This window comes from Methylobacterium sp. NFXW15, from assembly GCF_049887755.1.
In the GTDB taxonomy this organism is placed as follows: domain Bacteria; phylum Pseudomonadota; class Alphaproteobacteria; order Rhizobiales; family Beijerinckiaceae; genus Methylobacterium.
The window spans coordinates 508,187-527,837 of record NZ_JAGEKG010000003.1 but is presented as its reverse complement, the minus strand read 5'-3'; the positions used below and the strand labels follow the sequence as shown (position 1 = coordinate 527,837).

The following is a 19,651-nucleotide window of genomic DNA, read 5'->3' as shown; positions in this document are numbered from 1 at the left end:
GCCTCCGTCTGGATCGATGCTTTACGGCGCGTAGGAGCGAATGGCGGCGGGAAGACCCACGGCTTCGGGGGGTTGAAGGATGCTACGCATCCGGGCGAGCGTCGAGGTGGCGCCGCCCGGCTCCTGAATCTCACCGCGCTGCGCCTGCGTGGTCACCGCATCCCACGGTCCCGCGATGGCGATGCGCACCGTGCGCGCGCCCTCCATCGCCTGACGGGGGGCGAGCAGCGCCATCATGTCGAGGCGTTGATCCGGCAGGGAGACCTGACCGCGCAGGGTCGCCGCGACCCCGGCCCCGCGCAGGTCCGCCTCGGTGATCTCGCCGATCCCGTCCGCGAAGCGGAAGGCGATGGCCGCCCGCTCGAAGCCGGTGCGGCCGTTGCGCCGCGCCAAGGCCCCCGGGGCGAGACCGCCATTCCGGTGAATCACATCCGTGAGGTCCAGCCCCGACAGCGCGCCGCCGTCGATGGCCACGCTCGCCCGGCCGCCGAGAGCCGAGACCAGCGCCGCCACGTCGCGGCCGTGGCTTTCGAAGGTGAACTGGCCCTGGAGCGGGCCGGACACCCACCGGCTTCCACCGAGATCGCTCATCAACCCGCCGAGATCGACCTGATCGACGCCGCCCTGCGCCTTCATCTCGGTCTCGGCAGGATCGAGACCGCGCGCCAGGGTGAGACGGCCCTTCACCACGCCGTCCTTGAGCCGGGCGCGGTTGACCGCGACTTCCACGGCGGAGTCGCGTACGAGCACGCTCGCCGCGAGATCCTGCAGGACCAGGGGCCCCACCTGCCCCTCGGTCGCCGACATACGCAGATCGAGATCACCCCGGCTCAAGGGCGCCAGGGCGACGGACGCGCCGCCATCCTCGAACAGTTTCACCAGCGCGCCGACCAGGGGCGCCAGATCGATCCGGTCGGCGGCGAGCGTCGCCTGCGCCGAGAGGCGGGGATTGTCGCCGCCGCTGAGGGCGAAGCCCCCCGCTCCCTCCATCACGGCGTTGCCCGCGCCGACCCGCAGAACCGGCCAGGACACCGTCCGGCCCTGCGCTTCGAAGGCGCCTTCCAGGCTGAAGGCTCCGGTGAGGGGAGAGAGGGGGGCATCGCGGCCGATCCAGGCCAGGGTCTCCGGTAGGGACTTCGTCTGGAACCGGGCGCGGCCCGACAGCGAAGGCGATCCGGCAGCCTCGGCGGGCAGGAGCGCCGTGCCGTCGAAGGCGAGCCCACCGCCGGGCCACGTCGCCTCTGCGGCGAAGGGGCTGCGCTGCCCCTCGAACAGGTCGGACGGCCGCAGCCGCGTCAGCGCGATCCGTGTCGGAACGCCCCGCCATGTCAGGTGCGCCTTCGCCTCGACCGCGCCGCTCCAGAACGGCCACGCGACGTCGAGGCCGATATCCTTGATATCCGCCCCCTCCCCGAGGGTCGCTCCGGACAGAGTGAGGCGAGGCGGATGCTGCCCGCCCCCGGCCACGCCCTCGCGGATCCGCGCGAAGGGCTGAGCCCAGGCGGCGCGCTCCGCCGAAAGCGTGCTGTCCTCGAAGCGCAACCCGCCTACGGGGGAGCGGCCGGTGAGGAAGGCCAGCGGGTCGATGTCGGCGGTGAGGTGTCGGCTCTCGATGAGGGTCGGGCCGCTCGCGTCCGCGATGCGCACCTGTGCCAGGGAAAAGGACGGAAAGGGCAGTAGCCGCAGGGAGGCCGGGCCATCGGCCGTGAGCATCAGCCCGTAGGTGGACAGGGGCCTTTGGGCGAAGGCGATGGCCTTGCGGCTATCCACCGGCCAGTCGCGCAGGCCGAGCCCGGCGAGGGCAAGGGCGCCGATGGCGAGGAGGAGGATCGGGCGGCGCGGCGACATCGGGCTCCGGAGGCACCGCAGACGCGCCACGACCAGCCGGCCGGCGCGGCCCGCTGGGGCTCGTCGAGTAGCCAATCACTTAATGCCTTCCGCGGCTTTTGTATGCCCATGCGACATTTTCGAGGCGGGAAGCTGTGGGTCGTCGCGCGTGACGGATCGGCCTGGCTGCCGCTTCCGGCACTGGACCCGGCGCCCGGAATCGGGAAGAGCAGGCCCGGATCATGCTTACCGGCTCGGCAGAAGCCGACGGGAGGAAGGACGGTTCGATGCGGAAGGTTCACAAGGGTCCGACGGAGGCGCTCGCCGGTCTCCTGCGCGACGACATGATGATCATGTGCGGCGGTTTCGGTCTGTGCGGCATCCCCGATGAACTGATCGACGCGGTGCAGGCATCGGGCGTGAAGGGCCTGACCATCGTCTCGAACAATGCGGGCATCGACGGCGTCGGCCTCGGCAAGCTCTTGGAGACCCGGCAGGTCGCCAAGATGATCTCGTCCTACGTCGGCGAGAACAAGGAATTCGCCCGGCAGTATCTCGGTGGCGAACTCGAGATCGAGTTCAACCCGCAGGGCACGCTGGCCGAGCGCATCCGCGCGGGCGGCGCGGGCATCCCGGCCTTCTTCACCAAGACCGGCTTCGGCACCAAGGTGGCCGAGGGCAAGGAGACCCGCCAGTTCGACGGCGAGGATTACGTGATGGAGCGCGGCCTGTTCGCCGACCTCGCCATCGTCCACGCCCATACCGGCGATACCGAGGGCAACCTCCGCTACCGGATGACGGCGCGCAACTTCAACCCGATGATGGCGACCGCCGCCAAGGTCACGGTCGCGCAGGTGGAGCATCTCGTGCAGCCGGGTGAGATCGACCCCGACACGATCCACACCCCCGGCATCTTCGTGAAGCGGATCATCGCGGTGAACACGGGCGAGAAGCGCATCGAGCAGCGCACCACCCGCAAGCGCAACGACGCGACCCCGGCCGCAGCGGCCGGCGGCGGCACCCACTGATCGCAGGAGAGGAGACCACCCATGGCCTGGACCCGCGAACAGATGGCGGCGCGCGCCGCCAAGGAGCTGGAAGACGGCTTCTACGTGAACCTCGGCATCGGCATCCCGACGCTGGTGTCGAACTACATTCCCGACGGCATGTCGGTGCAGCTGCAATCCGAGAACGGCATGCTCGGCATGGGCCCCTTCCCTTACGAGGGCGAGGAGGACCCGGACCTGATCAACGCCGGTAAGCAGACGATCACCGCCCTGCCGACGACGAGCTACTTCTCCTCCGCCGATTCCTTCGGGATGATCCGGGGCGGGCACATCAACCTGTCGATCCTCGGCGCCATGCAGGTGGCCCAGAACGGCGACCTCGCCAACTGGATGATCCCCGGCAAGATGGTGAAGGGGATGGGCGGCGCCATGGACCTGGTGGCGGGCGTGAAGCGCGTCGTCGTGGTGATGGAGCACGTCGCCAAGAACAAGGACGGCTCGGAGAGCGCCAAGCTCCTGAAGGCCTGCGACCTGCCGCTCACCGGCACGCATGTGGTCGATCTGGTGATCACTGATCTCGGCGTCTTCAGCATCGACAAGAAGGGCGATGGCGGCATGACGCTGATTGAACTCGCCGACGGCGTCAGCGAGGACGAGGTCCGGGCCAAGACCGAGGCCGAGTACAAAGTGGGGCTGCGGTAGCGCCTCCGTTTCCCCTCCTCCCCTTTGCGGGGGAGGGTGGCCCCTGAAGGGGGTCGGGAGAGTGGAGCGCCAGTGCCGGAAACGGTGATGCTGGCTCTCTACTCCTTCGTCATTGCGAGCGTAGCGAAGCAATCCAGGGGCGGAGGGCCGCGCCCAAAGCGTGGTGCTTCCTTGGATTGCTTCGCTACGCTCGCAATGACGGGCTGAGGTGTCGATGAGGAAGCTCCTCCCCCCGCAAGCGGGGAGAGGAGAAACCCTCGCCTCACATCGGCGGGGTCAGGCCGTCCTTGCCGACCGCGACCAGCTTGCCGTCGATCTTGCCGCTGGCCTTGTCGACCACGGCGAAGACCTTGGCGCCCGGCTTGAGGGCGCTGGCATCCGCCGGCTCGAAGGCCACGATCGGGGCCGAGGACGGGACGATGATCTGCTTCGAGCCGTCGTTGCCGTAGCTGACCGTAAGGGTCCGCTCGCCACCCGCCGACTTGTCGGCCTTCACCGTGCCATTGGTCATGGCGCTCTTCACCTTCGGGCCACCGGCCGACTCGGCCTTCACGGTGCCGTTGGTCATCGCGCTCTTCACCTTGGAGCCCACTCCGGCGGTGTGGTCGGTGATCGCATCCCAGGCGTAGTGGCCCTCGCCGGTGCCACGCATGGATTCGGGGAACAGCACGACCTCAAGAGCGGTCATCGGGTTCTCACCCTTGGTGGCCGTGCCGATGAAGGTGCCTTCCTTGATCTGGTCGAGGCTCGACGGCACGACGGACACGACCTTGGCCGAGCCGATGTTCAGCGTCTCGTTGCCGCTGTCGGTCTTGAGGGTGAGCGTGCCACCATCGGCCTTCTCGATCGTGCCACGCACGCGCTCCAGCGCGGAGGCCGCGGAGACGCCTGCAAGGCTGATGAGACCCACGGCGGCGAGGCGGGCGAAACGACTTTGAACGGTCTTCATAAGATGTTCTCTCCGGTGAATAGGCGATAGGTTTCGAGGACCGGACCGGTCACATCGGCGGGGTAAGGCCGTCCTTGCCGACGGCGACGCGAGTGGCGGTGAAGGTGCCGTCCTTGCGGATCGCGACGACGAACACCTTGGCCCCCTTACCGAGAGCCGTTCGCGTGGTCGGCTCGAAGGTTACGACCGGCGCGGACGGGGGAACGAGAATCGTGCTCGATTGACCGCTGCCGTAATTGACCGTGAGCGTCTTGGTGCCGTCCTTGCCGCCAGCATCGGCCTTCACCGTGCCGTTGGTCATGGCGCTCTTGACCTTCGGATGAGCGGCGCTGCCCGTGGTCTCGGCCTTGACGGTGCCGTTGGTCATGGCGCTCCTCACCTTGGCGCCTCCGGCGGTCGTGTCGGCGATCTCGTCCCAGGGATATTGCCCTTCGCCCGTGCCGCGCATTGCCTCGGGGAACAGCACGACCTCTAGGGCGGTCATGGGGTTCTCACCCTTCGTGGCCGTGCCGATGAAGGTGCCTTCCTTGATCTGGTCGAGGCTGGCCGGAATGACCCAGGAGACCTTGGCATCGTCGGCCAGCGCCACGCGCTCGCTCTTGCCGTCGGAGGTTTTCACGGTGATCGCGTTGGGCTCGACCGTCTCGATCGTTCCACGCAGCCGCTCGGGCGCGGCGGCCTGGGCGAGGCTCGTCAGCCCGATCAGCGCGGCGGCGGAGAAGCCGGCAAGAGTCTTCCTCGCGGATGTCGTCATGAAGCATGTCCTGGCTACGGGCCCGGAACATGGCGCGCTACGGCACGGCGACAAGCTTGTGCGCGATTGATCTATGCAGGCTCTTCAACCGCCGCCGTCATTGCGAGCGAAGCGAAGCAAACCAGGGAGGCGGGCCGCCTCCGGACGTAGCGGATCCCTGGATTGCTTCGTTCCTCGCAATGACGGAGCGGGCGCAGAGAAAAGGGGGCGGCGCCGGCGGCACCGCCCCCTTTTCGATCCGTGGTCGTTCCGGTGCTTACGCCGCGAGCGAACGCAGCACGTAAGGCAGGATGCCGCCGTTGCGGAAGTATTCGAGCTCGTCGAGCGTATCGATGCGGCAGGTCAGCGGAACCTGCTTCACCGAACCGTCGGCGGACTTGATCTCGGCGGTGAGCGTCTGGCGCGGCTTCAGTTCACCCGCGAGGCCCTTGATGGTGACGGTCTCGTCGCCCTTCAGGCCGAGCGAATCCCAGCTCGTCTCGCCCTGGAAGACCAGCGGGACGACGCCCATCCCGACGAGGTTCGAGCGGTGGATACGCTCGAAGCTCTCGGCGATCACGGCGCGGATGCCGAGGAGCTTGGTGCCCTTGGCCGCCCAGTCGCGCGAGGAGCCGGTGCCGTACTCCTTGCCCGCGAAGACGACCAGCGGCGTGCCCTGCGCGGCATACTTCTGCGCCGCGTCGTAGATGAACATCTTCTCACCGGTCGGCTGGAACAGCGTGTAGCCGCCCTCGACCACGTTGCCCGAGGCGTCGCGGACCATCTGGTTCTTGATGCGGATGTTGGCGAAGGTGCCCCGCATCATGACTTCGTGGTTGCCGCGGCGCGTGCCGTACTGGTTGAAGTCCTGCACACGCACCTGATGCGACTGCAGATACTCACCGGCGGGCGAGGCCGCGCGGATGTTGCCGGCGGGCGAGATGTGGTCCGTCGTGATCGAGTCCTGGAACAGGCCGAGGATGCGGGCACCCTCGATGTCCGTGACCGGCGCCGGGGTCTTCTGCATGCCGACGAAGTAGGGCGGGTTCTGCACGTAGGTCGAGCCGCCGTTCCAGGCGAAGGTCTCGGCCTCCGTCACCTCGACGCCCTTCCAGTTGTCGTCACCGCCGAACACGTCGGCGTAGCGGCTCTTGAAGAGTTCGGAGGTGATGGTCTGCTCGATGAAGCTCTGGATCTCGGCAGCCGAGGGCCAGATGTCCTTGAGGTAGACCGGCTGACCGTCCGAGCCCGTGCCGAGCGGCTCCTTGGCGAGGTCGACCTGCATCGAGCCGGCGAGCGCGTAGGCAACGACCAGCGGCGGCGAGGCGAGGTAATTCGCCCGCACGTCGGGGTTCACGCGGCCTTCGAAGTTGCGGTTGCCCGAGAGCACGGCGGCGGCCACGACGTCGTTGTCGTTGATCGCCTTCGAGATCGCCGCAGGCAGCGGGCCCGAATTGCCGATGCAGGTCGTGCAGCCGAAGCCGACGAGGTTGAAGCCCAGCGCGTCGAGGCTGTCTTGAAGACCGGCCTTGGCGAGGTACTCGGCCACGACCTGCGATCCGGGGGCGAGCGAGGTCTTCACCCACGGCTTGGAGCGCAGGCCCTTGGCCACCGCGTTGCGCGCGAGAAGACCGGCGCCGATCATCACGCTCGGGTTCGAGGTGTTGGTGCAGGAGGTGATCGCCGCGATGACGACGTCGCCATGGCCGATGTCGAAGTTCGTGCCCTCGACCGGGAAGCGGCCGGAGATATCGCCGCCCTTCTTGAACTCGGTCTGCATGGAGGAGGCGAAGCCCGCCTTGGCGTCGGAGAGCAGCACCCGGTCCTGCGGCCGCTTCGGACCGGCGAGCGAGGGCTGCACCGTGCCCATGTCGAGCTCGAGCGTGTCGGTGAAGACCGGGTCGGGGGTCTTCGCGTCGCGCCACATGCCCTGAGCCTTGGCATAGGCTTCCACCAGGGCGATCCGGTCGTCAGCGCGGCCGGTGACCTTCAGGAAGTCGATGGTCTTCTGATCGACGGGGAAGAAGCCACAGGTGGCGCCGTATTCCGGGGCCATGTTGGAGATCGTGGCGCGGTCGGCCACCGCCATGTCGTCGAGGCCGGGGCCGTAGAATTCCACGAACTTGCCGACCACGCCCTTCTTGCGCAGCATCTGCGTGACGGTGAGCACGAGATCGGTGGCGGTGGTGCCCTCGGGCAGCTTGCCCGACAGCTTGAAGCCCACGACCTCGGGGATCAGCATGGAGAGCGGCTGGCCGAGCATGGCCGCCTCGGCCTCGATGCCGCCGACGCCCCAGCCCAGCACGGCGAGGCCGTTCACCATGGTGGTGTGCGAATCGGTGCCGACGAGCGAATCGGGATACGCGATCTCTTCGCCGCCTTCCTTCTTCGTCCACACGGTCTGCGACAGGTATTCGAGGTTCACTTGGTGGCAGATGCCGGTGCCCGGGGGCACGACGGAGAAGTTGTCGAAGGCCGACTGGCCCCACTTCAGGAAGGTGTAACGCTCGCCGTTGCGGGCGTATTCGAGGGCGACGTTCTCGTTCAGCGCCTTCGGGGTGCCGAACTCATCGACGATGACCGAGTGGTCGATCACGAGGTCGACGGGAACGAGCGGGTTGATCTTCTGCGGGTCGCCGCCGAGCGCCACCATCGCATCGCGCATGGCGGCGAGATCCACCACGGCCGGCACGCCGGTGAAATCCTGCATCAGCACGCGCGAGGGGCGGAAGGCGATTTCGACCTCGGCCTTGCCCTTCTGGTCAAGCCAGGAGACAGCAGCCTCGACATCGGCCTTCTTGACCGAGCGGTCATCCTCGAAGCGCAGCAGGTTCTCGAGCAGCACCTTCATCGAGAAGGGCAGAGAGGCAGCCGACCGGAGGCCGTTCTTCTCGGCCTCGGGGATGGAATAGTAGGTATAGGTCTTGCCACCGGCGCTCAGCGTCTGGCGGGCCTTGAAGCTATCGAGAGATGCCACGGCTGGTCGTATCCTCGCTGCGAATTGATCGAACACGCGCAGGCATAACCCGCGCCACGAAGGTGTTCGGCCTGTGAAGCGCCCGACGGGCGCGCGCCGCCCCGGGAGTGCCCGGTTCGAACGAGGCGCGGGGGCGATTTGGACGCCCTGAATGCCGCGCGGCGCAGCCGCGGCCCGTATAGAACGTTTCGAATGTGCCCGCTACCGGGACGTGATGACAGGTCCGGGAGCCTGTCGTTCGCCTAAATCGCTTGCGACGAAGCTCGACGTCATCGCGAGCACAGCGAAGCGACCCGGGGATTCGCGACGTCTTCAGACGTCTCGCTGCCCCGGATCGCTTCGCTCGCGAAAACGATGATGCGACGGTGAGGCTCAGCCTACCCGCGCTGCGCCCGCGCCAGACCGTCCTTGAACTTGTTCGGCGAAGCCGCCAGCCGGCGCAGGGCCGCGACGTTGGCGGCCGCTTCCTGCTGGCCCATATCCTGGCGCAGCAGCGTCTCCGCCTCGTCGTACCGGCCCTTCAGGCCCAGCACGAGGGCGAGGTTGGCACGGACCTTGGCATCGGCGCCAGGCTGGGCCGCCGCCTGCCGCAGGGTTTCCTCGGCGCGGTCGAGATCGCGCGAGAGGGCATAGGACAGGCCGAGATTCGACAGGAGCGACGGCTCGTTCGGGCGGATCTTCAGCGCCGCCTCGTAGAAACCTTGAGCGCGGACCTGATCGCCCATCTGCGCCGAAGCCGAGCCTTCGGCGGACAGGATGCGCCAGTCGGGATTGGCCGGGGTGTGGGCGTTCGAGAGAACCTCGAGGGCTTCACGGTAGCGCCCGGCCTCCACCAGCGACTTGCCGTAGGCGCCGAGGATCACCGTGTCGCGTGGGTTGCGGAGCGCGGCCTGCTGCAGCACGGCGCTGGCCTGGGTGATCTGGTCCGTCGCGCGAAGCGCCCGCGCGTAGCGGAAGGCGGTGCGGGCATCGCCCGGATTGGCCTTGTAGGCCTCGGCGAGACCGTCGAGATCGCGCCGCGCCGAGGCAGCCGCCGAGTCGGCGGAGCGGGCAGGCCCGATCGAGCCGGTCGTCTCGGGACCGGACGAGGTGTTGCAGGCGCCGAGCGTCACGGCGAGGCCGAGGATGGCGACACCACGGAGGATAAAGATGGCCGAGGTCATGTCACGCTCCGCGCGAGGCTCATGGCGATGGCGGGCCGGGCGAGGCGGATCGCCCTTCTCCGTGCCGTTGCCTCGGTGGTAGATCGTTAAGCCTAACCCTGGGTTAAGGGCGCGCCGAAGGGCTCGCCCGGCGAGGTCGAGACCATTCATGAGCCACTCCGTTCCCGAGGCCAGCGCGATCGCGTCGCTCCTGCCCGCCGGCACGCCCGCCATCGCCGTGACCTGCCTGCGTGCGAGCGGCTGGGAGGAGGGCCTGAGCGCGGCTGAGCGGGCTTTCGCCCGTGCGACCGGTTTCTCCGGCAAGGCGGGCACCGTCGCCTATCTGCCGGGGCCGGACGGAAGCGTGGCGCGGGTGCTGTTTGGCCTCGGCGACCCGGATGCTCCGGGCGCCGACCCGCTCATCGCCGGTCGCCTCCCGACGCTGCTGCCGGTCGGCACCTATCGGCTCGAAGGCGCGCCGGACGCCTCCGCCGCGACCCTGGCGTGGCTGCTCGGCAGCTATCGCTTTGGCCGCTACCGGAAGGGGGACGCCGCCAAGGCCAGCCTCGTCTCGCCAGAGGGCGTCGACGGTGCGGAGGTGGCCCGCATCGCTGCGGCCGTGGCCATGGGCCGCGATCTCGTCAACACCCCGGCCAACGACCTCGGGCCCGCCGAGATCGAGGCCGCCGCGCGGTCGCTCGCAGAGAAGCACGGCGCGGCGATCCGCGTGGTGCAGGGTGAGGACTTGGCGCGTGAGTTTCCCCTGATCCACGCCGTGGGCGAGGCCTCGACGCGCCCTCCCCGCCTGATCGACCTCACCTGGGGGGCCGAAGACGCGCCGCGCGTCACGCTGGTGGGCAAGGGCGTGGCCTTCGACACGGGCGGGCTCGACATCAAGCCGTCCTCCGCCATGCTGCTGATGAAGAAGGACATGGGCGGGGCCGCCGTCGCCCTGGCGGCGTCCGACATGGTGATGGGCGCGGGGCTCTCGCTCCGCCTGCGCCTGCTCATTCCGGCCGTGGAGAATGCGGTGGCGGGCAACGCCTTCCGCCCCGGCGACGTGCTTCGCAGCCGCGCTGGACTCACGGTCGAGATCGGGAACACCGATGCCGAGGGGCGCCTGATCCTCGCCGACGCCCTGGCGCTCGCGGAGGCCGACCAGCCCGACCTGATCCTGGATTTCTCGACCCTCACCGGCGCGGCCCGCGTCGCGCTCGGCCCGGATCTCCCCGCCTTCTTCACGGAGGACGAAACCCTGGCACGGGAGGTCGCGGAGGCGGGTGCGCAGGCCAACGACCCGATCTGGCGCATGCCCCTGCATCAGCCCTACGCGTCGATGCTCGACTCGAAGGTGGCCGACCTCAACAACGTCTCGAACGGCCCCTTCGCCGGGGCGATCACGGCGGCGCTGTTCCTACGCCGCTTCGCCCCCAAGACGAAGCGCCATGGGCATTTCGACCTTTACGGCTGGAACCCCTCCACCAAGCCCGGGCGCCCGGAAGGCGGCGAGGTGCAAACGGCACGGCTCGCCTACGCCTTGTTGAAAGGGCGCTACGGGGGGTGAGGACTCAGACGCACCAGATCAGGCCGCTCTGAGCTTTTTTGCGGCCTCGGCCAACGCCTCGTTCATCCGGGTCTGCCAGCCGGGGCCTGTTTCCTTGAAGGCGGAGAGCACGTCGGGATCAATGCGCAGGGACACCGGCACACGCTTCGATGGGGATCTCGGTCGTCCCCCACGCTTGAGCATGGCCGTCGCGAGGAAGGACGGCAGTCCCGTCCCCCCTGGCTGAAGCCCGGCGAGTTCAGCCTCGGTTAGCTCTGGGTTGTCACAGACCTCATCCCAATCATCCTGGGAATAGGCCGCGTTAGGCGTGTACCCGGGCGCGTGTTCAGGTCCGTTCATAGGCAACCCTCTCCTGGCGGCTTGCGCGGCGAACGCTCACGATATCCGTCGCCTCGGTTCCCAGAGGCGAAACGATCACCGTCACGACAGTCTCCCCGAACCACGTTCCGATAAGGAGAAACCTCTCACGCCCGGTTCGGCTGGGCTTGGTGGGTCGGCTTAAAAAGCGATCGAAGCTGAAAGCCTCTTCAAACTCCGCGAAGTCGAAACCATGCTTGGCAAGGTTCGCTTGCCGCTTTGGGGCGTCGAACGTGAACCGCACGGTTTAGGTATATACCAAAATAGGGCTACTGCAACGCGGTTCCATTCTTACTCCCCCACCGGCAACCCGGTCTCGATCAACCGCGCCCAAAGCGCGGCCCCGTAGGGAGCAGCCTCGTCGTTGAAGTCGTAGAGCGGGTGGTGCAGCGAGGCGCTGTCGCCGTTGCCGATGAACATGTAGGCGCCGGGGCGGCGGCCGAGCATGTAGGAGAAATCCTCAGCGGTCATCATCGGCGCGACCGCCCGGTCGACCTGCTCGGGCCCGACGAGGGATTCGGCGACGCCGGCCATGAAATCCGTCTCGGCGGGGTGGTTCTCGGTAACCGGGTAGCTCGCGCCGTACTCGATGCGGCCCGTCGCTCCGAAGCCCGCCGCGATCTCGCCGACCAGGGCTTCGAGCCTCGCCTTCACCTGTATGCGCACCGCCTGGGACAGGGTGCGCATCGTGCCGCGCATGGTCACGCTTTGCGGCAGGACGTTGAACGCCTCGCCCGCATCGAGCGCACAGACCGAGACCACTGCCGATTGCAGGGGATCGAGATTGCGCGACACGATCGTCTGCAGGGCGATGATGACGTGGCTCGCCACCAGCACGCTGTCGATGGCGTTCTGCGGCAGGGCGGCGTGGCCGCCGCGCCCCTCAATGGTGACGATGAACCGGTCGGTGGAGGCCATGATCGGCCCCGGCCGTACGGCGAAGGTACCGACGGCCATGCCGGGGATGTTGTGCATCCCGTAGACCGATTCGATGCCGAACCGCTCCATCAGCCCGTCATCGACCATCGCCTCGCCGCCGCCCCCGCCCTCCTCGGCGGGTTGGAAGATCAGCACGGCGCTGCCGTCGAAATCGCGCGTGTCCGCGAGGTACTTCGCGGCGCCGAGCAGCATGGCCATGTGCCCGTCATGCCCGCACGCATGCATCTTGCCCGGCACGGTGGACCGATAGGGCAGGTCTCGCACCTCCTGGATCGGCAACGCGTCCATGTCGGCACGCAGGCCGATGGCGCGGTTCGAGCGCCGTCCACGGCCCCGGACGACCCCGACCACCCCTGTGCGGCCAATGCCGGTGGCGACCTCGTCGCAGCCGAATTCGCGCAGGCGCTCGGCCACGAAATCCGCCGTGCGCTCCACGTCGTAGAGCAGCTCCGGATGGGCATGGAGCGTGTGCCGCCACGCCTTCATGGGGCCGGACAGGGCTTTGATCGGTGGGGGGACGGGCATGCCGGCCTGGATCCGTTGGAGACGCGTCCTCAAAGCGCGAGCAAGCCTAAGGCCAGATGCCGCGTCAATCCGAAACCCGTCGGCGTGGAGCCTTCGTCCTCAGGGCAGGCGCGGCATTCCCGGCGGCGAGGTCTTCGAGGATCGGGCAATCCGGGCGCTCGTCGCCGCAGCAATCGGCGGACAGCCGCTCCAAGCTGCGCGCCATGCCCTCCAGAGCGGCGATCCGGTGGCGAAGCTCCGCGATCCGCGCCTGGGCGATCGCCTTCACCGCCGCGCTCGGCCGCGCGCGATCGCTCCACAGGGCCAGCAACTCCGCGATGGCTTCAACGTCGAAGCCTAGATCGCGGGCGCGGCGCACGAAGTGCAGCGTGCGGATGTCCGCCTCGCCGTAGTGCCGATACCCAGCGGCCGTGCGGCGGGCGGGGGGTAGGAGCCCCCGCGCCTCGTACCAGCGGATCATCTTGGCGGAGACGCCGGTGAGCCGCGCCGCCTCGCCGACGGTGACGAGGCCCTCGCTCACGCCGTCCCCCCGGCGCGGCGCAGGCGGAGGGCGTTACCGAGCACGAACAGGCTGGACAGAGCCATGGCCCCCGCCGCCAGAATCGGAGACAGGGACGGTCCGCCGAAGGGAACGAGCAGCCCCGCCGCCAGGGGGATGAGCGCGGCATTGTAGGCGAAGGCCCAGAACAGGTTCTGGCGGATATTGGCCATCACCGCCCGCGACAGGGCGAAGGCCGCACTCAATGCCTCCGGTGCCCCGGACATCAGGACCACGTCCGCGCTCTCGACGGCAATGTCCGTGCCCGTACCGATGGCGAGGCCGACATCCGCCTCAGCCAGCGCCGGAGCGTCGTTCACCCCGTCGCCGACGAAGGCCACCGGCCCATGGGACTCACGGAAACGCTTGACCGCCTCGGCCTTGCCGCCGGGCAGGATACCCGCCGCCACCTCCGCGATGCCGAGCCCGGCCGCGACCTTGGCCGCAGCGCCGGGATCGTCACCCGTCACCATCGCCACCGTAAGGCCCCGCGCGCGTAACGCCGCCACCGCGTCTCGCGCGCCGTCCTTGACCGGATCGGTCACGGCGAGCGCCGCCGCATGGCGCCCGTCGAGGACGAGATGCACGGGGCTGAGGCCCGCGCCGGACCAAGCCTCCGCCTTCGCTGCCAGCGCAGGATCGCGGGCGATACCGAGCCGGTCGAGATAGCGCAGGGCCCCGACAGCGACCGCACGGCCCTCGACCCGGCCCGAGACCCCGAACCCTTCCACGGCCTCGAAAGCCTCCGCCTCCGGCAGAACCAGGCCGCGCGCCCGCGCCGCCGCGATGATCGCCCCCGCCAGGGGATGCTCGGAGCGCCCTTCGAGCCCCGCCGCGAGGCGCAGGGCCTCGTCCGGGGACAGGCCCGCGACGGTCTCGCTCTCGGCGAGCATCGGGCGCCCTTCCGTGAGGGTGCCGGTCTTATCGAGGGCGACGACCTTCACCCGCTCCAGTCCCTGCAACGCGGCACCGTCGCGAAACAGAACGCCCTTCTCCGCCGCCCGGCCGGTGCCGACCATGATGGCGGTGGGTGTGGCGAGGCCCATGGCACACGGACAGGCGATGATGAGCACGGCCACCGCATGGACGAGAGCCGGGCCGAGGGCGGGCGCTGGGGCGAACAGAAGCCAGCCGAAAAACGTCGCGAGGGCGAGACCGATCACGGCGGGCACGAACCGACCGGTGACGCGATCGACCAGAGTCTGGATCGGCAGCTTGCCGCCCTGCGCCCGCTCGACCATGGCGGCGATCTGCGCGAGCACCGTCGCGGCCCCTACCGCGCCGACCCGCAGGTCGAGGCTGCCGCCGCCGTTGAGGGTGCCGCCCACTAAGGCCGCGCCGGGCGACTTCCGCACGGGGGCAGGCTCGCCCGTCACCATGCTCTCGTCCACGCGGCTCTCGCCCGCCACGACCGTGCCGTCGGCGGCGATGCGTTCGCCGGGACGGACGCGGACCACATCCCCGACCGTCAGCGCGGACAAGGGAACCTCGTGCTCGGCGCCGTCGCGGATCACCCGCGCCATCTTCGGCGTCAGGTCCATCAGCCGCGCGATGGCTTGGCCGGTGCGGCCACGGGCGCGGGCCTCCAGCATCCGCCCGAGCAGGATCAGCGTGACGATGACGGCGCTCGCCTCGAAATAGAGGTGGGCCGCCCCCTCCGGCATGATCTGCGGCGCCAGCGTCGAGACCAGAGAGTAGAGGTAGGCCGCGCCCGCGCCGAGGGCGACGAGGGCGTTCATGTCCGGGTGCCCCCGGAACAGGCCGGGAAGACCCGCCGCGAAGAAGCGCCGCCCCGGCCATGCAAGGACGAGGGTCGCGAGCATCGCCTGCACGAGGGCGGCACCCTGCCCGTGGGCAATAGCCGGAAGGCCCTGACCGCCGAGGTGCCCGCCCATGTCGAGCACGACGATGGGGGCCGTGAGAAGAGCGGCGATCCCGAAATCCCGCCGCAGGTCACGCGCCTCGGCTTCGCGCCGCTCCGCCGGATCGACGGTGGCCGCCTCGGAGGGCAGGAGCGCCGTGTAACCCGCCGCCTTCACCGCCGCCGCGAGGTCGGCCGGGGCGACGATGCCCTCTCCGTGCCGAACCAGCGCCTGGCCGGTCGCGAGGTTGACGCTCGCCTCCGTCACGCCGGGCACGGCGCCGAGCGCCTTCTCGACCTTGCCGACGCAGGAGGCGCAATGCATCCCCTCGATCGGCAGCGTGGTTTCGGACGGGGCGACGGGGTAGCCCGCTTTCTGAAGCGCGGCGGCGACCTCGGCAGGCGCATGATCTCGCGTGAGCGCGAGGCTCGCCCGCTTGGTGGCGAGGTTCACCGACACATCGCTGGCGCCGGGCAACCCGGCCAGAACCCGCTCGACCCGCGACACGCAGCCCGCGCAGGACATGCCCTCGACAGGCAGGCTCAGGCGGACGGATTCAGGCTCGGAAAATGGGGCGATCGTATCCATGCCCCTTCAGATGGGGGTTCCCATCGTGGGAAGGTCAAGGGCGGATGGACGTCGCCGAAGACCACAGGGACGTGGACTGTGCGTGCCGGTTGCCGAGGCGGAACTCGAGCGAGCCCGCCCCGGCCGTCGGCACGATTACGACTGAGACTTGAGATAAGCGATCAGGTCGGTGAGCTTCTTGTCGTCGCTGATGCCCTGGAAGATCATCTTGTTGCCGGGCACCTTGGCCTTCGGGTTCTTCAGCCATTCGCGCAGATTGGCTTCGTCCCAGGTGAGGCCGGAATTCTTGAGGGCGGCCGAGTAGGTGTAGCCCTCGTAGGTGCCCGCCTTACGGCCGACGACGCCCTTCAGATCCGGACCGACACCATTCTTCTGGAAGTTGTGGCACGCCTTGCACGGCGCGAAAGCCTTCTCACCCGCCGCCACATCGCCAGCGTCTTGAGCGAAAGCCGGCGTTCCCATCAAAGCGACGACGATGGCGCCGAACGTAGCTGACCGCATCATTTGCCCTCATGTTATCACTGGGCGTTGCGACCCTGCTCGCTTGCCAACCACGCTTGCAGCGAGCCTCGGGCCGCCGGACACGTGGGTGACAAAGACGAAGCGCTGTTCGCATGCCAGGGAATAAACGGACGCCCGGTCCACTTATTCCGGCCCGCCATCATCATTCTTCAGAATGGCTCGAAAAAAGCGGCCGCCGCTTCGTCGAAGGAGGAGCACGGCGGGATGGTCGAAGGCGGATCGCCTCATGACAGCCGCCCGCCCCATCCTCTTGACCCTCCCCAGTTCCTTCTGATCGTCTCGGCGGAACCCGTCACGATCATCGAGGGAGCAGGACCGAGCGATGCCACCGCTGACGATCTACGGCAATTCCGGCTCTGGAAATTGCCTCAAGGTGAAGTGGGTCGCCACGCATCTCGGCCTTCCCTTCACCTGGGAGGAGGTCGATGTCCCGGCGGGGGGCACGCGCACGCCCGCCATGCTCGCCCTCAACCCGGCCGGTCGGGTGCCCTTCGTGGTGCTGCCGGGCGGAGAAGTGCTGTCCGAGTCCAATGCGATCATCGCCTATCTCGCGGAGGGCACGGCGCTGATTCCGCAGACGGCTCTGGCGCGGGCGCGGATGCTGCAATGGATGTTCTGGGAGCAGTACAGCCACGAGCCGTACATCGCCGTGCGGCGCTACCAGCTTCACTATCTCGGCCGCGACCCGGCCGACCTCGATCCCAAGCTGAAGGAACGGGGCGAGGACGCCCTGCGGCTGATGGAGGCGAGCCTCGGCCGCGCGCCCTACCTTGCGGGTCCCGCCTTGAGCCTCGCGGATATCGCCCTCGTCGCCTACACGCGCATGGCGCATGAGGGGGGCTTCGATCTCGCTCCCTACGAGCGGCTTCGCGACTGGATCACCCGCGTGGAGACCGGCCTGGGGATCGGGCCCTACGCCTGAACAGCGGACGCGCCCGCCCGCTTAAGTCCGGCCCAACCCGGCCCGGTACTCGGGCAGGCTCACACGGGCCGTCGTCCCCTGGCCGACCTCGCTCTCGATGGTGAGGCGGCCCCGGTGGCGTCGCAGGCTGTGCTTCACGATGGCGAGGCCGAGCCCAGTGCCGCCGCGGGCACGGCTCGACGCGACATCGACCCGATAGAAGCGCTCGGTCAGCCGGGGGATGTGTTCCGGCGCGATTCCGGGACCCTCGTCGCAGACGGTCAGCACGATTTGAGGACCGTGGCGCGATTCCTCCTCGCGGGTCAGGCCGACGCGGATTTCGCCACCGCCGTATTTCACGGCGTTCGCGATCAGGTTCTCGATCACGCGCGTCAGTTCGTCGGCATCGCCCTGCACGCGGAAGGGGCCGCCGTCCTCGATCAGCGTCACGCTCGCGTCTCGGGCAGCGGCCAGCGGCGCCTGCGCTTCGACCATCTGCCTCGCCAACGCTCCGAGATCGACCACGGTGGTCGGCGCGACATGCTCGCGCAGCTCGATCCGCGACAGGGAAAGCAAATCGTCGATGAGCCGTCGCATCCGCTGCGCCTGGACACGCATGATCTCCAGGAACTTCTCATGCGCGGCAACATCGTCCCGCGCCGGCCCTTGAAGGGTCTCGATGAAGCCGAGGAGCGAGGAGAGCGGCGTGCGCAGCTCGTGGCTGGCATTGGCGATGAAATCGACCCGCATCGCTTCGAGCCGGTGCGCGGAGGTGAGGTCGCGCAGGAACAACACAGCCCCCGCGCCGGAGCCGTCCGGCACTTGAAGCCCACCCACCTGGATCTCGAACGACCGCTCCAGGGGCACGCGGATCTCGTAGGCGACGCGCTGTGTCGGGCCGCCATTCAGCACCGCCTCGACCGCGTCGGTGATCTCGGGGTCACGCAGGGCGAAGGCCAGGGGATGGGACAGGTGCAGGGTCGGCAGCAGCGCCCGCGCGGCGGGGTTGGCTTCCAGAACGCGGGTGCGCCGGTCCACGAGGATGACCGGATCGGGAATATGGGCGAGCAAAGCCTCGGCCACCGCGTGGCGCGGGGTGCCCGCGACGGGCCGGGTCGGCGGCAGAGTCCGGCGGCGCCCCGCGATGAGACCGCCGAGGACGATGGCGCCAAGGCCCGCAAAGGCCCCAGCGACTCCGAGGCTTCCCTCCCAGAGCAGGAAGGTTATGAAGGCGCCTCCGGTGATCGCGGCGCCGCTCCAGGCCGCAGGCCTTCGAGGATCGTCGATCACGGGGCGGTCTCCCGGTCAGCCTTCGCGCTGATCCGGCCAGGACTTCCCGGAGGGTCCGGCGGTCCCCTCGGGCGGGCTGGACTCCCGGTCTCTGGCGCCCCCGGCCCGCTTCACGATCTCGTAGAGGCCGAGCATCGCGAGCGCCGTCACGAACGGCACGACGTAATAGCAGCCCCGGAACAGGAGCAGGGAGGTCAGCACCTCGTTGCGCGGCAGGCTCGACAGGGCGAGCAGGATCGTCGCCTCGAACACGCCGATCCCGCCCGGTGCGTTTGACGCGATGCCGAGCATCGCCGCCAGCACGTAGATCGCGAGGAAGGTGGTGAAGCCGATCCCGGTCTCTTGCGGCAGGAGCACGTAGAGCACCGCCGCCGCCGCGCAGACATCGCCGATACCGACGATCATCTGGCCGATGGACACCGAGGCACCCGGCAGTTCGAGCCGCCATTGCTTGACCGTGACGCTGCGGCGCTTGGCCGAGACCCAGGCGAGATAGCCGAGCACGGCGAGGAGTGCGGCGAAGCCGACGCCCTGATTCAGTTCGATGGACGTGAAGGCGAGCCCGGCGAGCTGCCCCGCCTCGATGATGAGGGACAGGCCGAGCACGACGCCCATGCCGAGCCAGAAAGTGAATCCGGCGATGACCGTCAGCGCGGCGATCTTGGACGCGGAGAGGCCCTGCCGGGCGTAGATCCAGTAGCGGATCGTTCCCGCCGTCAGCAGGGGAAAGCCGAGGGTGAAGCTCACCGCGTAGCTCGTGAAGGAGGCGAGCGCGGTGATGCGGTAGGGCACCTTGATGCGCAACTGCCGGAGGGCCAGCGCATCGTATCCGGTCAGGAACAGGTAGCTGATGCCGACGAAGAAGAAGGCGAGCCCCAGTTGACCCGCCGACGCCTTATCCAGGGCACCGCGCACCTCCGCCCAGGAGACGCTCTGAACGAGCTTGTACAGCACGAAGATGGAGACGCACGAGATGACGATGCTCGCGATTGTGCCGATCCACGCATAGCGGCTGCGACGGGTGGATTTGCCCGTATCGCCCTGCGACGCGCCCTCCTCGACCGGCTTGGCCGAGGCGACATCGTCCCGATGTTGCCCCTGGAAATTCATGCGGATCGGCGTCCGTCCCCTCGCTCGCGTGGGCAGGGCGGGTTCGAGGCCGCAGGGTGAGAAGCCCCTTGCCGGATCACCCGGACCGCGGCCCGTCGCCCGCCATGTAAGCCGAACA

General features: G+C 68.7%; 17 protein-coding genes. 4 read left to right on the top strand and 13 right to left on the bottom strand.

Features of this window, described 5'->3' with window-relative positions:
• Positions 1 to 21 precede the first annotated feature (21 nt).
• Complete coding sequence (locus J4O73_RS09670) at positions 22 to 1,848, bottom strand: AsmA family protein (RefSeq protein ID WP_426216756.1); 1,827 nt, start codon at positions 1,846 to 1,848, stop codon at positions 22 to 24.
• A gap of 266 nt (positions 1,849 to 2,114) precedes the next feature.
• On the opposite strand from J4O73_RS09670, the gene J4O73_RS09665 reads away from it, so the two are divergent.
• Both J4O73_RS09665 and J4O73_RS09660 read left to right on the top strand, forming a co-directional pair.
• A complete protein-coding gene (locus tag J4O73_RS09665; RefSeq protein ID WP_426216754.1) occupies positions 2,115 to 2,855 on the top strand; it encodes a CoA transferase subunit A in 741 nt (246 codons plus the stop codon).
• Positions 2,856 to 2,876: 21 nt separating this feature from the next.
• A complete protein-coding gene (locus tag J4O73_RS09660) occupies positions 2,877 to 3,536 on the top strand; it encodes a 3-oxoacid CoA-transferase subunit B (RefSeq protein WP_426216752.1) in 660 nt (219 codons plus the stop codon).
• Positions 3,537 to 3,798: 262 nt separating this feature from the next.
• On the opposite strand, the gene J4O73_RS09655 is transcribed toward J4O73_RS09660, so the two are convergent.
• From J4O73_RS09655 to J4O73_RS09640, 4 genes are all read right to left on the bottom strand, one after another.
• On the bottom strand, positions 3,799 to 4,485 hold the full coding sequence (locus tag J4O73_RS09655; protein WP_426216750.1) for a metal ABC transporter permease: 687 nt from the start codon (positions 4,483 to 4,485) through the stop codon (positions 3,799 to 3,801).
• Positions 4,486 to 4,534: 49 nt separating this feature from the next.
• Positions 4,535 to 5,239: a metal ABC transporter permease gene (locus J4O73_RS09650; protein ID WP_426216748.1), complete on the bottom strand. Its 705-nt coding sequence runs from the start codon at positions 5,237 to 5,239 to the stop codon at positions 4,535 to 4,537.
• Between the two features lie 256 nt (positions 5,240 to 5,495).
• A complete protein-coding gene (gene acnA / locus J4O73_RS09645; protein ID WP_426216747.1) occupies positions 5,496 to 8,195 on the bottom strand; it encodes an aconitate hydratase AcnA in 2,700 nt (899 codons plus the stop codon).
• Between the two features lie 377 nt (positions 8,196 to 8,572).
• Positions 8,573 to 9,358, bottom strand: coding sequence for a tetratricopeptide repeat protein (locus tag J4O73_RS09640; RefSeq protein WP_426216745.1), 786 nt, complete (start codon positions 9,356 to 9,358; stop codon positions 8,573 to 8,575).
• Between the two features lie 148 nt (positions 9,359 to 9,506).
• Between J4O73_RS09640 and J4O73_RS09635 the strand changes: the two genes are divergently transcribed.
• Positions 9,507 to 10,901 carry a leucyl aminopeptidase family protein gene (locus J4O73_RS09635; RefSeq protein WP_426216743.1) on the top strand — a complete coding sequence of 465 codons (1,395 nt, stop codon included), beginning with the start codon at positions 9,507 to 9,509 and terminating at the stop codon, positions 10,899 to 10,901.
• A gap of 18 nt (positions 10,902 to 10,919) precedes the next feature.
• Here J4O73_RS09635 and J4O73_RS09630 read toward each other — a convergent pair whose 3' ends face one another.
• From J4O73_RS09630 to J4O73_RS09605, 6 genes are all read right to left on the bottom strand, one after another.
• Positions 10,920 to 11,240 carry a BrnA antitoxin family protein gene (locus J4O73_RS09630; RefSeq protein WP_426216741.1) on the bottom strand — a complete coding sequence of 107 codons (321 nt, stop codon included), beginning with the start codon at positions 11,238 to 11,240 and terminating at the stop codon, positions 10,920 to 10,922.
• The gene (locus J4O73_RS09625; protein WP_426216740.1) at positions 11,227 to 11,502 is read right to left on the bottom strand and encodes a BrnT family toxin; all 276 of its coding nucleotides are present in this window, start codon (positions 11,500 to 11,502) and stop codon (positions 11,227 to 11,229) included. Before J4O73_RS09625 ends, J4O73_RS09630 begins: the two co-directional genes overlap by 14 nt.
• 47 nt (positions 11,503 to 11,549) lie before the next feature.
• Positions 11,550 to 12,722, bottom strand: coding sequence for a M20 aminoacylase family protein (locus J4O73_RS09620; protein ID WP_426216738.1), 1,173 nt, complete (start codon positions 12,720 to 12,722; stop codon positions 11,550 to 11,552).
• A gap of 64 nt (positions 12,723 to 12,786) precedes the next feature.
• Positions 12,787 to 13,242 (bottom strand): Cu(I)-responsive transcriptional regulator, encoded by a 456-nt coding sequence (gene cueR, locus J4O73_RS09615; RefSeq protein ID WP_426216736.1) that lies wholly within the window; start codon positions 13,240 to 13,242, stop codon positions 12,787 to 12,789.
• Positions 13,239 to 15,710 carry a heavy metal translocating P-type ATPase gene (locus J4O73_RS09610; RefSeq protein WP_426216734.1) on the bottom strand — a complete coding sequence of 824 codons (2,472 nt, stop codon included), beginning with the start codon at positions 15,708 to 15,710 and terminating at the stop codon, positions 13,239 to 13,241. Before J4O73_RS09610 ends, cueR begins: the two co-directional genes overlap by 4 nt.
• Before the next feature lie 135 nt (positions 15,711 to 15,845).
• Positions 15,846 to 16,211 carry a c-type cytochrome gene (locus tag J4O73_RS09605; protein ID WP_426216732.1) on the bottom strand — a complete coding sequence of 122 codons (366 nt, stop codon included), beginning with the start codon at positions 16,209 to 16,211 and terminating at the stop codon, positions 15,846 to 15,848.
• Between the two features lie 343 nt (positions 16,212 to 16,554).
• Here J4O73_RS09605 and J4O73_RS09600 point away from each other — a divergent pair, with 343 nt between their 5' ends.
• Complete coding sequence (locus J4O73_RS09600; RefSeq protein WP_426216730.1) at positions 16,555 to 17,154, top strand: glutathione S-transferase family protein; 600 nt, start codon at positions 16,555 to 16,557, stop codon at positions 17,152 to 17,154.
• 21 nt (positions 17,155 to 17,175) lie between these two features.
• Here J4O73_RS09600 and J4O73_RS09595 read toward each other — a convergent pair whose 3' ends face one another.
• Positions 17,176 to 18,423 carry an ATP-binding protein gene (locus J4O73_RS09595; RefSeq protein WP_426216728.1) on the bottom strand — a complete coding sequence of 416 codons (1,248 nt, stop codon included), beginning with the start codon at positions 18,421 to 18,423 and terminating at the stop codon, positions 17,176 to 17,178.
• A 15-nt stretch (positions 18,424 to 18,438) separates the two neighbouring features.
• Positions 18,439 to 19,533, bottom strand: coding sequence for a lysylphosphatidylglycerol synthase domain-containing protein (locus J4O73_RS09590; protein ID WP_426216726.1), 1,095 nt, complete (start codon positions 19,531 to 19,533; stop codon positions 18,439 to 18,441).
• Between the last annotated feature and the right edge of the window lie 118 nt (positions 19,534 to 19,651).

Excerpts from the sequence above, each read along its gene's own strand:
- J4O73_RS09670 (WP_426216756.1), bottom strand. The coding sequence starts at position 1,848 with ATGTCGCCGCGCCGCCCGATCCTCCTCCTCGCCATCGGCGCCCTTGCC.
- J4O73_RS09665 (WP_426216754.1), top strand. The coding sequence starts at position 2,115 with ATGCGGAAGGTTCACAAGGGTCCGACGGAGGCGCTCGCCGGTCTCCTG.
- J4O73_RS09660 (WP_426216752.1), top strand. The coding sequence starts at position 2,877 with ATGGCCTGGACCCGCGAACAGATGGCGGCGCGCGCCGCCAAGGAGCTG.
- J4O73_RS09655 (WP_426216750.1), bottom strand. The coding sequence starts at position 4,485 with ATGAAGACCGTTCAAAGTCGTTTCGCCCGCCTCGCCGCCGTGGGTCTC.
- J4O73_RS09650 (WP_426216748.1), bottom strand. The coding sequence starts at position 5,239 with ATGACGACATCCGCGAGGAAGACTCTTGCCGGCTTCTCCGCCGCCGCG.
- J4O73_RS09640 (WP_426216745.1), bottom strand. The coding sequence starts at position 9,358 with ATGACCTCGGCCATCTTTATCCTCCGTGGTGTCGCCATCCTCGGCCTC.
- J4O73_RS09635 (WP_426216743.1), top strand. The coding sequence starts at position 9,507 with ATGAGCCACTCCGTTCCCGAGGCCAGCGCGATCGCGTCGCTCCTGCCC.
- J4O73_RS09630 (WP_426216741.1), bottom strand. The coding sequence starts at position 11,240 with ATGAACGGACCTGAACACGCGCCCGGGTACACGCCTAACGCGGCCTAT.
- J4O73_RS09620 (WP_426216738.1), bottom strand. The coding sequence starts at position 12,722 with ATGCCCGTCCCCCCACCGATCAAAGCCCTGTCCGGCCCCATGAAGGCG.
- J4O73_RS09610 (WP_426216734.1), bottom strand. The coding sequence starts at position 15,710 with ATGGATACGATCGCCCCATTTTCCGAGCCTGAATCCGTCCGCCTGAGC.
- J4O73_RS09605 (WP_426216732.1), bottom strand. The coding sequence starts at position 16,211 with ATGCGGTCAGCTACGTTCGGCGCCATCGTCGTCGCTTTGATGGGAACG.
- J4O73_RS09600 (WP_426216730.1), top strand. The coding sequence starts at position 16,555 with ATGCCACCGCTGACGATCTACGGCAATTCCGGCTCTGGAAATTGCCTC.
- J4O73_RS09590 (WP_426216726.1), bottom strand. The coding sequence starts at position 19,533 with ATGAATTTCCAGGGGCAACATCGGGACGATGTCGCCTCGGCCAAGCCG.